Here is a 12,744-nt window from a genome sequence, read left to right on the forward strand (position 1 = left end):
GCCTCCTCGGCGGGAGTGGTGGACGCCGCCGCGGCGGGTGCGGGGCGCTGCGCGGGCGCGGGCTTGGCCGCGGGACCGGGCTTCTTCGCCGGGGCGGGGCCCGGCTTCGCGGCACCGTCGGACTTGGATCCGTACGATTCGCGCAGGCGCCGTGCGACCGGTGCTTCGACCGTCGACGACGCGGACTTCACGAACTCGCCCTGCTCACTGAGCCGTGCGAGAACTTCCTTGCTGGTGACACCGAGTTCCTTAGCCAACTCGTGCACGCGGGCCTTGCCTGCCACTACTCTCCTCATCTGCGAGGTCGAGGGCGCTGCAGGTCCCGCCGACCTCGGTTAGTTACACCGATTGCCGTTCATCGCTTGTGCTTCACAAGGTGCTCATTGCTTCAGCTCGTTTCTTCGTTTCCGAGTACGGAGGCCACTGCAGACCGGACCGCCTTCAGACCGTTGTCAATAGTAGCGCGTCGGGGCAAATCGATTCACCACAGGGACTCCTCGAGTGGGCCGGAAACCCGCAGGGCACGGCGGAACGCGTTCTTCTTCCGCGCCGACTCGAGGCAGCGGTCGTCCTTGTGCAGCCACGCTCCCCGGCCCGGCAGCCGGCGGCGGGCGTCCACGACGACCTGCGGCGCACCGTCGGACTGCGCCTCCGCCGGGACCGCGACCACCCTGATCAACTCCCCCGCGGGGGCCCGCCGACGGCACCCGATGCAGGTGCGGACCGGTTCGCTCACTCGGACTCGGCGGAGGTGTCCGCGTCCGAGCGGATGTCGATGCGCCAGCCGGTGAGACGGGCGGCGAGGCGGGCGTTCTGCCCCTCCTTGCCGATCGCCAGGCTCAGCTTGAAGTCGGGCACCACCACGCGGGCGGCCTTCTCCTTCGCGTCGACGATCGTGACGGACACCACGGACGACGGCGAGAGGGCGTTCCCGACGAACACCGCCGGATCCTCGTCGAAGTCGATGATGTCGATCTTCTCGCCCTCGAGATCGCTCATCACGTTCCGCACGCGCTGCCCCATGGGGCCGATGCACGCACCCTTGGCGTTGAGGCCGGGGACCTTGGTCTCGACCGCGATCTTCGAGCGGTGCCCGGCCTCGCGGGCCACGGAGTGGATCTCGACGCTACCGTCGGCGATCTCGGGCACCTCCAGCGCGAACAGCTTCTTCACCAGGTTGGGGTGGGTGCGCGACAGGGTGATCTGGGTGCCGCGCTGCCCGCGGCTCACGCCGACCACGTAGAACTTCATCCGGTCGCCGTGCTCGTAGCTCTCCCCCGGCACCTGCTCGGCGGGCGGCAGCAGGCCCTCGTGGCCCTCGCGCTCGCCGCCGATCCGCACCACTACGAAGCCGCGGGCGGCGGCGCGCGAATCCGCCTGCACCACACCGGAGACGACTTCGCCCTCGTAGACCGCGAACTCGCCGAACGTGCGGTCGTTCTCGGCGTCCCGCAGCCGCTGGGTGATCAGCTGCCGCGCGGAATCCGCGGCGATGCGGCCGAATCCCTCAGGGGTGTCGTCCCATTCCGTGATGATGTTGCCGTCGGCGTCCAGTTCCTGCGCGAGGACCTTCACCTCGCCGGTGCGGCGGTCGACGTCGATCCGGGCGTGCGGCTCGTGGCCGTCGGTGTGCTTGTACGCCGTGAGGAGGGCCACCTGGATCGCCTCGATCACCGTCTCCACGGAGATGTCCTTCTCCGCCTCGATGGCCCGCAGGGTCGCCATGTCGATGTTCATCTAGTCCTCTTCTCCGGCATCGTTTCCATCAGCTGTCAGGTCCTGGGGGTCGGCTCCCGCCGAGACGCGCCCGGGAGGGAGGCCCGAGAGCTCCATCTCCTTCGGGTTCGGCGCGCGGAACTCGACGCGCACCGCCGCGGAGGCCACGTCGGCCAGCGCCACCTCGCGGGTCGACGGGGCCGCGCCCTTGCGCCCGGGCAGGACGACGGTGACCGTCGCCCCGTCGTCCGAGAGGGGGCCGACCCGGGCGAGCAGCTCGGTGCCGTCGGCCAGCTCGATCGCCGCCTGCCGCCCGCGGGCGCGCCGCCAGTGCCGCGGCTGGGTGAGGGGCCGTTCGGCACCGGGGGTGGTGACCTCGAGGGTGAAGGCCTGTGCGCCGAACACGTCGTCGGCGTCGTCGACCGCGGCCGACAGGGTGCGCGCGAGGTCCGCGAGGGAGTCCAGGGTGGGGCCGGCGTCGCTGTCCACGACGACGGCGATCGTCGACTTGGGGCCCGCGTTGTTGATCCGGACCTGCTCGAGATCGAGGCCGGCCGCCTCCAGGTGAGGCGCTATCACGGCTCTCACCGCTGATTCGTCGTAAGCCATACGCGCCTCCCTGTGAAGTTGTCCGGGGCGTCCACCCCGTGCCGATCGCTCCGACCAGTGTACGCACGGAACCCAACCAATAGACTCTCTCCCCGTGACCGCCCAACCTCCCCACCCGACCCACGGCCGAGCGCGGCCGCCGCGGCGCGTCGACCGGCGCACGGCGCTGACGTCCGCCCTCGTCGCCGGCGGTGCCCTCGCCGGTGCCGCCGCGCTGACCGGCTGCACCACCCCGGAGGATCGCGCCGACGATCCGCAGGCGCAGCGGCTGCAGGCCGCAGCGGCGCAGGCTCAGGCGGACGCGGAGGCCGCGCGCGGCCTCGCCGTGGTCGACAGCGCATCGGGCCGGGAGTTGCAGTTCGTCGCCGAGCAACGCACGCAGCACGCGGCCGCCCTCTCCGACGAGCTGTCCCGCTACGTGCAGCGGACCACGTCGGTGAGCCCGGCGCCCTCGTCCGCTCCCCCGTCGGGCGCGACGGTGTCGCGGCAGAGCCTCGCCGCCCAGCTGGCGCGGTCCGCCAAGGACGCCGGCGACGCCGCGGTCGCCGCGAACGGCTACCAGGCGGCACTGCTGGGGTCGGTCGCGGCGGCGGTCCGGGTCCACGCGGAGGTGGTGCTCGCATGACGCCCTCACAGGAGGCGGTCGGCGCCGCGATCCGCGCAGAGCACGCGGCCATCTACCTCTACGGGGTAGTGGACGCGTACGCCAGCCCCGCACGGAAGTCGGACATCGCGACGATGACCGCCGAGCACCGCGCCCAACGGGATTCGCTCATCGCGGTGCTCACGGCCGCGAGCGTCGAGGTCCCCGCGGCGGCACCCGGGTACACGCCGCCGAAGCCCGTGGCCGACCCGGTCAGCGCGGCCGAGCTCGCGGCGGCCCTCGAGGACGACTGCGCCGCCGCCCACCGCAACCTGCTCTCCCAGGGCGACGGTGACGGGGTCCGGCACCTGGGCGTCACGGGACTCGGCGGGGCCGCGACCCGGGGCGCGCGCTGGCGGGTGGCGCTCGGCGTCACCCCCGTGGGGCCGCCGTTCCCCGGCATCCGGACCTAGGCGAAACGGCACAAACCTTTACACTTGTGGACATGACGTCCAGCGATCCGCAACGGCCCGATCAGGGCGACGAAGACCCGACGGTGATCCGACCGCAGGCCGACCCGAGCGGATCGGCCTCGCCGACCCCGCCCGGGGACGCCGACGCCACCCGGATCGCCCCCACGTACGGCACCGGGGCCGAGCCGCCGGCCGCCGGCTACGGGCAGCCCGACCCGTACGCGAACCCGTACGGGCAGCCGCCGTCCTCGACGCCGGAGCAGCCGAACCCGTACGCACCGCCGGCGGACCCGTACGCGCAGCAGAACCCGTACGCGGCACCCGCCGATCCGTACGCGGCACCGTCGGACCCCTATGCCGCGCAGCAGAACCCGTACCAGGCCGGCAATCCCTACGCGGCGGATCCGTACGCCCAGCAGCAGAATCCGCAGGGCGGCCTGCCGCAGTACCCCGCCTACCCGGGCCAGAACGCCCCGGGCTACGGCTACCCCGGGTACGGCCAGGCACCCCAGTCGGGCACCAACGGCCTCGCCATCGCGGCGCTCATCTGCGGCATCGCGGCCTTCCCGCTCAGTTGCACCTACGTCGGCGGGTTCGTCGTCGCCATCGCGGGCGTGATCATGGGGATCATCGCCATGAAGAAGGTCAAGGAGACCGGCCAGGACGGCCACGGCATGGCTCTCGCCGGCGTCATCCTCGGCTCGGTGTACCTGGCCCTCAGCCTGATCGCCATCATCGTGCTCGTCATCCTCGCCGCGAACGGCGAGTTCGACTCCACGTCGACGGACTATCTGCTCAGCCTGCTGCGCTGAGCCACCACGATCGAAGGCCCGCAACCGTTCCGGTTGCGGGCCTTCGTCGTTCGTGCGGCGTTCGCCGGGCTACCGCGCCGCGGCGGTGATCCGGTCGGCGGCCTCGGCGACGGGCACCTCGGTCGCCTCACCGGTGAGGCGGTCGCGCACCTCGACCACGCCGTCGGCCCAGCCGCGGCCGACGACGACCACGGTGGGCACGCCCAGCAGCTCGGAGTCCTTGAACTTCACACCCGGCGACGCCTTGCGGTCGTCGATGAGCACGCTCAGGCGCGCGGCGTCGAGCGCGGCGGCGAGTTCCTCGGCGCCGGACCAGGCGGCCTCGTCCTTGTTGGCGATCACGAGGTGCACGTCGAAGGGCGCCACCTCCTTCGGCCAGCGCAGCCCCTTGTCGTCGTGCTGCTGCTCCGCGATGACCGCGACCAGCCGGGAGACGCCGATCCCGTAGCTGCCCTGAGTGAGTCGCACGGGCTTGCCGTTCTCGCCCAGCACGTCCACCTCGAACGCGTCGGTGTACTTCTGGCCGAGCTGGAAGATGTGGCCGATCTCGATGCCGCGCGCGGACACCAGCGAGCCCTGCCCGTCGGGCGAGGCGTCGCCGTCCCGGACCTCGGCGGCCTCGATGGTGCCGTCGGGCGTGAAATCGCGCCCCGCGGTGAGGTTCACGACGTGCCGGCCCGGCGCGTCGGCGCCGGTGATCCATGCGGTGCCGTTCACCACCCGCGGATCCACGAGGTAGCGGACCTCGTTCTCCTGCAGCGCCTTCGGGCCGATGTACCCCTTGACCAGGAACGGGTACTTCGGGAAGTCGTCCTCCTCCAGCAGCGCCACCTCGGTGGGCTCCAGGGACGCCTCGAGGCGCTTGAAGTCCACCTCACGGTCACCGGGGACCCCCACGCCGAGCAGTTCCCACTCCCCGCCCGGGGCACGCGTCTTGACCATGACGTTCTTCAGGGTGTCCCCCGCGGTCACCTCCCGGCCGAGGACGGAGGCACCGTCGGCACCCTGATTCGCCCAGGCGACGAGCGTCTCGATGGTGGGGGCGCTCGGGGTGTCGTACACCTGCGCGGCGGGCAGCCCGTCGAGCGGGATCGCGGGCGGCGCCGGCGTGACGACGGCCTCGACGTTCGCCGCGTAGCCCGACGAATCGCTGTGCACGTAGGTGTCCTCGCCGACGGGGCTGACCGCGAGGAACTCCTCGGACGCGCTGCCGCCCATGGCCCCCGAGGTGGCGGACACGACGACGTACTCGATGCCGAGCCGGCCGAAGATCTTCTCGTAGGCGTCGCGGTGCTTGTGGTACGCGTCCTTGAGCCCGCCCTCGTCGAGGTCGAAGCTGTAGCTGTCCTTCATCACGAACTCGCGACCGCGCAGGATTCCGGCGCGGGGCCGCTCCTCGTCGCGGTACTTGTTCTGGATCTGGTACAGGATCACCGGAAGGTCCTTGTACGAGTTGTACTCGCCCTTCACGGTGAGCGCGAAGATCTCCTCGTGGGTGGGGCCGAGCATCATGTCGGCGCCCTTGCGGTCCTTGAGGCGGAACAGCGCGTCGCCGTACTCGGTCCAGCGGTTCGTGGTCTCGTACGGCTCGCGGGGAAGCAGCGCGGGCAGCAGGATCTCCTGGCCGCCGATCGCGTCCATCTCCTCGCGGACGACCCGCTCCACGTGGCGGAGCACCTTCAGGCCCAGCGGCAACCAGGAGTAGACGCCGGGTGCCACGCGGCGCACGTAACCGGCGCGCACCAACAGCTTGTGGCTGGGCACCTCGGCGTCCGCCGGGTCGTCGCGGAGCGTGCGCAGGAACAGCTGGGAGAATCGGGTGATCACGGGGGCATAGCTTAGTGTGCCCACTGTGCTGATCCTGCTTCCCCCGTCCGAAACCAAGGCCGGAGGCGGCGAGGGGGCCGCGCTCGACCTGGGCGCGCTCACCTTCCCGTCCCTGACCCCCACCCGGGAGCGGCTCCTGGAGGCGCTCATCGCCGTCTGCTCGGACGGCTCCGATCCCGCGGCCGCCCGCGCCGCCCTGGGTCTCTCCGAGGGACAGGCCGACGAGCTGGAGCGCAATCGGGCACTCCGCACGGCGGCCACCCGTCCCGCGATCGAGCAGTACACGGGCGTGCTCTACGAGGCTCTCGACGTGCCCGGGATGACGAAGGCGCAGCGCGCCAAGGCCGACGCGCGCCTGGCCGTCGGCTCGGCGTTGTTCGGAGTGGTCGGCGCCGCCGACCCGATCCCCGCCTACCGGCTGTCGGCGGGCTCGAAGCTCCCGGGCCTCGGCACCCTGGCCGCGCAGTGGAAACCGGGCCTCGCGGACGCGCTCGCCGCGGCGGACCGCGGACTGGTGGTGGACCTGCGTTCGGGCGGGTACGCCGCGCTGGGCCGGGTGCCCGAGGCCGTGACCGCCACCGTCGTGACGGAGAAGCCCGACGGGAGCCGTGCGGTGGTCTCGCACTTCAACAAGCACCACAAGGGACTGCTCGCGCACGCGCTCGTCGCCACCCGGGCCGAGCCCGGCGACGCGAGGGCCGTGGTGAAAGTGGCCGAGAAGGCCGGCCTCCGGGCGGAGCTGTCGGCGCCCACCGAGGTCACCATCGTCACGACGTAGGCCCCGCGGACGCGGGGTCCACGGGGCCTACGGGTGCCGGGGTGCGGCTACTGGTTGCCGCGGGGCGGGTACTGGGGCCCCTGCAGGCCCTGGTTGCCGGGGTTGCTGGGATCGGGTCCGGGCTGCCACGGCCCCTGCGGCGGGTAGCCCGCACCGCCGTGCTGCGGCGGACGCCCCCCGAACTGCTGCTGGCCGAACTGCTGCTGACCGGGAGGCTGCGTGGGAATGCCACCGGTGGGCGGCTGGCCGCCCTGCCCCGGGAACTGCTCGCCGCCGTAGGACTCGTGCTGCGGTGCCTGCGGCTGCGGCGGGTACTGGGTCCCGACCGTGGGCGCCTGGCTGGGCGCGGGAGCCTGCGGCGCCTGCGGCGGTGCGGCCTGCGAGGCGCGCTCGGCCGGTGCGGCCTGCCCGTGGCGGGCCGTCGACTGCTGCGCGAGCTCGCGCTCCGCGCGGCGCGCCGGGATCTCCTCCTCGGCCTTGTCCAGCCACTTCGCCCAGCGGTCCTGCATGGGGCGCACGAGACCGCCGCCCACGCCGACCACGATCACGCCGCCGACGGTCGCGAGAACCGCGACCAGCACGGGCGTGGTGACGGCGGTCGCGACACCGATCTGGTTGAGCGCGGCGATGATGCCCGCACCCCAGATGAACAGCGACGCGATGGTCGCGAGCACCGGACCGTACGAGGCGCTGCCCAGGGCGCCGCCCACGAGGTCCTTCACGGCCTTGGCGACGGCCGCGACGATAACGATGATGAGGATCGCGATGAACAGCTTGGGCAGCCACGCGACGAACCGGGACAGCAGGTCGGACACGGGGTTCGGCCCGAACACGCCGATCGCGAGCTGCAGGGTGATCAGCAGGATCGCGTAGTACACCACCTTGGCGAGCAGGCTGGGCGCGTCGTAGTCACTCTTCGCGAGCACCTGCTGCAGGCCGCTGCGCTCGGCGAGCCGGTTGAACCCGACCTTGGCCAGCACCGTGGTGACGATCTTGGCGAGGATCTTCGCGATGATCCAGCCGATGACGAGGATGACCAGGAAGGCCACGAGTTTGGGGACGAACGTCGCGACGGAACTCCAGGCATTGGAGAGACCCGCGCCGTAGTCCACGGCGAGTTGGGAGGTCATGACTACTCCTCTCGGTCAGCGATGTCCGCACACGCACGAAGTGCGGTGCGGAATCTGCAGAAGAACGGCGACCGCGCCGGTTGCTGGACAGCGCCACCTGAGCCCAACCTTGCCCTGATTCACCCCGTGTCGGCGCGCCGACTCGCCATATCGATCCCAACGACGCGAACAAATGAACCGCATTCAGGGCATATCGCCCGGAGAATCCCCGGGGGAACGAGAAAGCCCGCGACCGATCGGTCGCGGGCTCATCGGGGAATCAGCCGAATCCCTTGTCGCTATTGCAAATAGCGGGGCGCGGGCCTCGGGCTCCTGCTCCGGTCAGTCGTCCTCGCGGCGGTGCCGCCGCGAACGGCTGACCCGGTCCGCGTGGGACGACTGATCGGGATGATGCATGCCGTCCGCGTCAGGAGCGGCGTGCCGGCCCCCCTGAGCGGGCCCCTGCGGCACGAACTGCCGCTGCGGCTGCTGCGGCGCGGGCGCGTGCGGCGGGCGCTGCATCGGCTGACTGGGACGCGGGACCTGCCCCGAGGGACGGGGCTGCTGCGGTCCCGGCGCCTGCGGCGGGCGCTGCATCGGCTGGCTCGGCCGGTTCAGCGGCCGGCTCGGCCGGTACGCGGGGTCGCTCGGCCGGTAGGTGGGGTCGCTCGGCCGGTTCAGCGGCTGGCTGGGGCGCCGCATCGGCTGGCTGGGCCGGTACTGCTGCTGGGGCTGCCCGGCGGGCGGCGACCCGGCGGGCGGCTGCTGCGGCGGCACGGCCGGGCGCTGCATATCGGCGCTCTCGCGGCGGATCGGGCCGGACGGGCGCGCGACGCCGGCGAGGTCGTCCCCCGGCTGCGCGGTGCGGCGCGGCAGCGGGTCGCTGGGGTGCGAGTAGGCCTGCTGCGGCTCCGACGGGCCGACGGGCCGCTGCGGCGGCGCGACGGGCACGTTGCGGGTGGTCGGCTGCGGGGCCTGCGGGCCGTCCTGCCGCGCAGCCCCCTCCGCATCGGGCCGCTTGATGGCGCGGAAGCGGTCCGTGAAGTATACGGGCTCCGGATCGCCGGGCTTCTCGTTGTAGGCGCGGTCGAAGTCCTCGCGGCGGATCGCGGCGAACGATCCCGAGGTGACGTCGCCCTCGATGGGCTCCCAGTCCTCGTCCACATCGTCCTCGTCCGCGAACGCCTGCGCCGGGAACGACGTGGAGTGGACCACGCCGCCGGACTTGCTGGACGCCTCGGCCTCCTGGCCCTCGGCGATCTCCGCCGGGGTGAACCGCATGAACGGCACCACCACGAGGCCGGCGAGGATGAGGATCACGGCGCACGAGATGAACGCGAGCCCGTAGCCCGAGGCCAGCGCGGTGATCTGTGGCGGCGAGAGGGTGTCGTGCGTGAGGTGACCGGAGGTCGGGCCGCCCTCCTTCATGATGCGCGAGGTCACCGCCACCTGGACCGAGGCCAGGCCCACGATGCCGCCGATGTTCTGCGCGACCTCGATGAGAGCGGTGAGCGGGCCGATCTCCGAGGGGCGCACGCCGGCGACCGCGGCCAGCGGGAGCGGCAGCATCGCGAAGCCCACGCCGATGCCGATGAGGAACACGGGGACGCCGATCTGCGGGAAGTACGAGATCGTCGCGGGGTCCTGGTCCATCAGCGTCGGGACGTAGACGCAGGGCCCGAACACGATGAGGCCGCCGAAGGCCACGAGCCAGCGGGCCTGGAACTTCTGCACGAGCTTGGAGCTGATGGCGATGGAGATGCCCATGCCCACGGCGAACGGCAGCAGGGCGATACCGGACTGGAACGGCGTGTACCCGAGCACCAGCTGGAACGTGAGCGCGACGTAGAAGCCCAGGGTGGGGATCAGGGCGCCGCAGACCAGGATGCCGATCATGGCGGCGACACGGTTGCGGTTGTTGAACAGCGAGAACGGGAGGATCGGGTTCTTGGCGGTGCGCTCCACCATGAGGAACGCGACGAGGCACACGGCGCTGAACACGAGCGCCGCGTAGACCAGCGGGCTCTGCCAGTGCAGTTCCGGTCCGGCGGTGAGGGCGTAGACGCCCGAGACGCAACCCGCGACCGCGAGCACCGCGCCCTTGACGTCCAGCGCGTGCCGGCGCTCCGAGGTGGCCTCGTCGAGGCACAGGTAGCCGCCGACGGCGCAGGCGATGCCGACGGGCACGTTGATCCAGAACACGAGGCGCCAGTCGATGGTGGCGAGCAGGCCGCCGGCGACGAGGCCCGCCACCGATCCGAGGCCCGCCATGGCGCCGAAGATGGCGAACGCCTGGTTGCGCGCCTTACCGGGCGCGAAGGTGGTGGCGATGAGGGCGAGCGCCGTCGGGCACGCGATGGCCGCGAACAGGCCCTGGGACGCGCGGGCGGCGAGCATCCAGTACTCGTTCGTCGCGAAGCCGACCAGCGCCGAGGCGAGCGTGAACCCGACGACGCCCAACAGAAACATCTTCTTGCGCCCGAAGGTGTCACCCAGCCTGCCGCCGAGCAGCATGAAGCCGCCGAAGGTGAGGGCGTAGGCGCCGAACACCCACACCTTCATGGCGTCCGTGAGGTTCAGGGCGTCCTGGATGACCGGCATCGCGACGAAGACGACCGTGCCGTCCAGCACGGCCAGGAAGACCATGCCGCACAGCACGAAGATGGGGATCCCGAGAGCGCTGCCCTTGACGCGGTACGTCTGCGCCGGGCCCTCGGGTGCCATCGTTGATGTCATGAGGTCCGAGGCTACCGGGTGATAGAAGCCCGCCGGAAATCATTCGCGGTGACAATTGGGTCACAAGTGAAGGATGTGACGCAGAATGCTTGCGGTCCGCACCCGTCTCCGGGTCCTGTTTGCGCAGACCACGCCCCGGATCGACGATGCGACCGCATCGCGGGTAACGGGAAGGTCACAATCCGCCCGGAGCCGGTCTCCGTCAACCCACGGACGGCGCGCCGCCCGTGACGTCGTCGGGACCGATCGCCGCGGTGAACCCCGCGACCGCGCCCACGACGAGGACCGCGGGCGGTGCGACGTCCGCCGCGGCGGCGTCGGCGGCGATCGACGCGAGGGTGCCGCGCACCGTCCGCTGTCCCCCGGTGGTGGCGCTCTCCACAACCGCCGCCGGGGTGTCGGACGGGCGCCCGCCGGCCGTGAGGGCCGCGGCGATGACGCCGAGCCGCTCGACCGCCATGAGCACGACGACGGTCCCCCGCAGACGCCCGAGGGCGTCCCAGTCGACGAGGCTGTCCGGGTGCCCGGGCTCCACATGCCCGGAGACGACGACGAATTCGTGGGTCACGCCGCGGTGGGTGACGGGGATGCCCGCGGCCGACGGTGCCGCGATCGACGAGGTGATGCCCGGGACCACGGTGACCGGGACGCCCGCCTCGGCCAGCGCCTCGAGCTCCTCGAAACCGCGGCCGAAGACGTACGGGTCGCCGCCCTTGAGGCGCACCACGAACTTGCCCTCGCGGGCGCGGTCGATGAGCACCTCGTTGATGGCCTGCTGCGCCATGGCGCGGCCGTAGGGCACCTTCGCGGCGTCGATCACCTCGACGCTGGGCGCGAGCTCCGCCAGCAGCCGGGGCGGCGCGAGACGGTCGGCCACCACCACGTCGGCCACCGCCAGCAGTGCGCGGCCGCGCACGGTGATGAGGTCGGGGTCGCCCGGGCCGCCGCCGACGAGGGCCACGCCCTCGGGCTTGCGGCTGGGCCGCGCCGCCTCGTCGCCCGTGAGGACGCCGCCGAGCGCGTCCCGGACGGCCGCGGACCGTCGGTGATCGCCGGCAGCGAGGACGCCCACCTGGAGCCCGTCGGTCGCGACGGTGGCGGGTGTGACGGCGGTGCCCTCGCGGGCCAGGTCCGCGCGGACGCAGAAGGTGCGCTGGGACTCCGCCTCGGCGACCACGCGGGCGTTCACCGCCGGGTCGTCGGTGGCGGCCAGGGCGTACCAGGCGCCCTCCAGATCGCCCTCGGCGTAGGCGCGGCGGTGCCAGGTGAGGCCGGGGGTCGATTCGACGGCGGGGGTGGCATCGGGGGCCACCACATGCACGTCCGCCCCCGCTGCGAGCAGCGGGGGCAGACGACGCTGGACGACGGTGCCGGCGCCGACCAGGACGACCCGGCGCCCTCGCAGATCCAGTCCGACGAGGTAGGGGTCGCGCGCGGCGCCGGGATTCGTCATTCCCAGCAGTTTAGTGAGCGCGGGTGCGGGCTACGCGCGCGGCTCGGCGTGCTTGGTGGGCGTGTGGACGATGTCGTAGTACTTCGTCTTGTCCTCGGCCTTGGGGTACACGCGGTAGGTGAACTCCTGCGCGGTCAACTTCGTGATCTCGACCTTGCGCGTGAACTGGACCTTGCCGGCCTTGTCCTTGGCGGTGAGGGTGCGGCTCTTGCCGTCGGCGGAGACCGACCAGACGCCCCGCATCTTCGGCTTGTCGTCCAGCGTGTACATGGTGAAGGTGCCGTCCTTCTTGTAGTAGGCGTTGCCCACGTAGTTCTTGACGGCGTCGTCGCCCAGCTTCACCGAGGCGCCCTTCTCGTCCTTGGCGGCGGTGGTCTCCCACGCGGTCGCGGCGAGCACGGCGCTCGGGGTGCCGGCCCGGACGGGGGTCGGGTTCGCGGAGGCCGGCTTGGACGACGGCGCGCTGGACTTGGCGGAGGACGCGGAGCTCGCCTTCGCGGAGGAGGACGCGGCGGCGGAGGAGGAAGCCGGCGAGCCGGGGGTGGCGTACGAGCCGGCGGCGCAGGCCGACGTGGCGACGAGGGCGGCGGCCACGGCGGTCATCGAAGCGATCTTCATGTTCTTGTGCATAGAAGTTTTGTACAGGAG

General features: G+C 72.0%; 13 protein-coding genes. 4 read left to right on the forward strand and 9 right to left on the reverse strand.

Annotated elements, in window-relative coordinates:
• The 4 genes from BN39_RS15825 to rimP all read right to left on the reverse strand — a co-directional run.
• Window positions 1-284: translation initiation factor IF-2 N-terminal domain-containing protein (locus BN39_RS15825; RefSeq protein ID WP_040768106.1), on the reverse strand; the 284-nt coding region annotated here is incomplete at its 3' end.
• A gap of 197 nt (window positions 285-481) precedes the next feature.
• Entirely contained in the window at window positions 482-736 is a 255-nt protein-coding gene (locus BN39_RS15830) for a YlxR family protein (protein ID WP_040768108.1), read from the reverse strand.
• The gene (nusA, locus tag BN39_RS15835; RefSeq protein WP_019203411.1) at window positions 733-1,737 is read right to left on the reverse strand and encodes a transcription termination factor NusA; all 1,005 of its coding nucleotides are present in this window, start codon (window positions 1,735-1,737) and stop codon (window positions 733-735) included. Before nusA ends, BN39_RS15830 begins: the two co-directional genes overlap by 4 nt.
• Complete coding sequence (rimP, locus tag BN39_RS15840) at window positions 1,738-2,304, reverse strand: ribosome maturation factor RimP (RefSeq protein WP_237741705.1); 567 nt, start codon at window positions 2,302-2,304, stop codon at window positions 1,738-1,740. It abuts the gene before it with no gap.
• Between the two features lie 115 nt (window positions 2,305-2,419).
• Here rimP and BN39_RS23000 point away from each other — a divergent pair, with 115 nt between their 5' ends.
• From BN39_RS23000 to BN39_RS15855, 3 genes are read left to right on the forward strand one after another with little or no spacing between them, the layout of a single operon-like run.
• Entirely contained in the window at window positions 2,420-2,950 is a 531-nt protein-coding gene (locus BN39_RS23000; protein ID WP_019203413.1) for a hypothetical protein, read from the forward strand.
• Window positions 2,947-3,381 carry a ferritin-like domain-containing protein gene (locus BN39_RS15850; RefSeq protein WP_019203414.1) on the forward strand — a complete coding sequence of 145 codons (435 nt, stop codon included), beginning with the start codon at window positions 2,947-2,949 and terminating at the stop codon, window positions 3,379-3,381. The genes BN39_RS23000 and BN39_RS15850 overlap by 4 nt, the downstream gene beginning before the upstream one ends.
• Before the next feature lie 32 nt (window positions 3,382-3,413).
• Window positions 3,414-4,193 carry a DUF4190 domain-containing protein gene (locus BN39_RS15855; RefSeq protein ID WP_019203415.1) on the forward strand — a complete coding sequence of 260 codons (780 nt, stop codon included), beginning with the start codon at window positions 3,414-3,416 and terminating at the stop codon, window positions 4,191-4,193.
• 69 nt (window positions 4,194-4,262) lie between these two features.
• On the opposite strand, the gene BN39_RS15860 is transcribed toward BN39_RS15855, so the two are convergent.
• Window positions 4,263-6,020 (reverse strand): proline--tRNA ligase, encoded by a 1,758-nt coding sequence (locus BN39_RS15860; RefSeq protein WP_019203416.1) that lies wholly within the window; start codon window positions 6,018-6,020, stop codon window positions 4,263-4,265.
• 25 nt (window positions 6,021-6,045) lie between these two features.
• Here BN39_RS15860 and yaaA point away from each other — a divergent pair, with 25 nt between their 5' ends.
• Window positions 6,046-6,798, forward strand: coding sequence for a peroxide stress protein YaaA (yaaA, locus tag BN39_RS15865; protein ID WP_019203417.1), 753 nt, complete (start codon window positions 6,046-6,048; stop codon window positions 6,796-6,798).
• 47 nt (window positions 6,799-6,845) lie between these two features.
• Here the strand turns inward: yaaA and BN39_RS23910 are convergent, their stop codons facing one another.
• The 4 genes from BN39_RS23910 to BN39_RS15885 all read right to left on the reverse strand — a co-directional run bounded on the left by BN39_RS23910 (window position 6,846) and on the right by BN39_RS15885 (window position 12,726).
• Entirely contained in the window at window positions 6,846-7,928 is a 1,083-nt protein-coding gene (locus BN39_RS23910; protein WP_019203418.1) for a hypothetical protein, read from the reverse strand.
• Between the two features lie 321 nt (window positions 7,929-8,249).
• Window positions 8,250-10,631, reverse strand: a complete 2,382-nt coding sequence (locus tag BN39_RS22815) for an MFS transporter (protein ID WP_019203419.1) — start codon at window positions 10,629-10,631, stop codon at window positions 8,250-8,252.
• Between the two features lie 214 nt (window positions 10,632-10,845).
• Window positions 10,846-12,096, reverse strand: a complete 1,251-nt coding sequence (cobA, locus tag BN39_RS15880; RefSeq protein ID WP_019203420.1) for a uroporphyrinogen-III C-methyltransferase — start codon at window positions 12,094-12,096, stop codon at window positions 10,846-10,848.
• A gap of 30 nt (window positions 12,097-12,126) precedes the next feature.
• Window positions 12,127-12,726, reverse strand: coding sequence for a DUF4822 domain-containing protein (locus tag BN39_RS15885; RefSeq protein WP_019203421.1), 600 nt, complete (start codon window positions 12,724-12,726; stop codon window positions 12,127-12,129).
• Between the last annotated feature and the right edge of the window lie 18 nt (window positions 12,727-12,744).

Source organism: Tsukamurella sp. 1534 (genome assembly GCF_000312385.1).
Taxonomy (GTDB): domain Bacteria; phylum Actinomycetota; class Actinomycetes; order Mycobacteriales; family Mycobacteriaceae; genus Tsukamurella.

Coding starts and splice junctions, on each gene's coding strand:
- BN39_RS23910 (WP_019203418.1), bottom strand. CDS start 7,928: ATGACCTCCCAACTCGCCGTGGACTACGGCGCGGGTCTCTCCAATGCC.
- nusA (WP_019203411.1), bottom strand. CDS start 1,737: ATGAACATCGACATGGCGACCCTGCGGGCCATCGAGGCGGAGAAGGAC.
- BN39_RS15885 (WP_019203421.1), bottom strand. CDS start 12,726: ATGCACAAGAACATGAAGATCGCTTCGATGACCGCCGTGGCCGCCGCC.
- BN39_RS22815 (WP_019203419.1), bottom strand. CDS start 10,631: ATGGCACCCGAGGGCCCGGCGCAGACGTACCGCGTCAAGGGCAGCGCT.
- BN39_RS15850 (WP_019203414.1), top strand. CDS start 2,947: ATGACGCCCTCACAGGAGGCGGTCGGCGCCGCGATCCGCGCAGAGCAC.
- cobA (WP_019203420.1), bottom strand. CDS start 12,096: ATGACGAATCCCGGCGCCGCGCGCGACCCCTACCTCGTCGGACTGGAT.
- BN39_RS15855 (WP_019203415.1), top strand. CDS start 3,414: ATGACGTCCAGCGATCCGCAACGGCCCGATCAGGGCGACGAAGACCCG.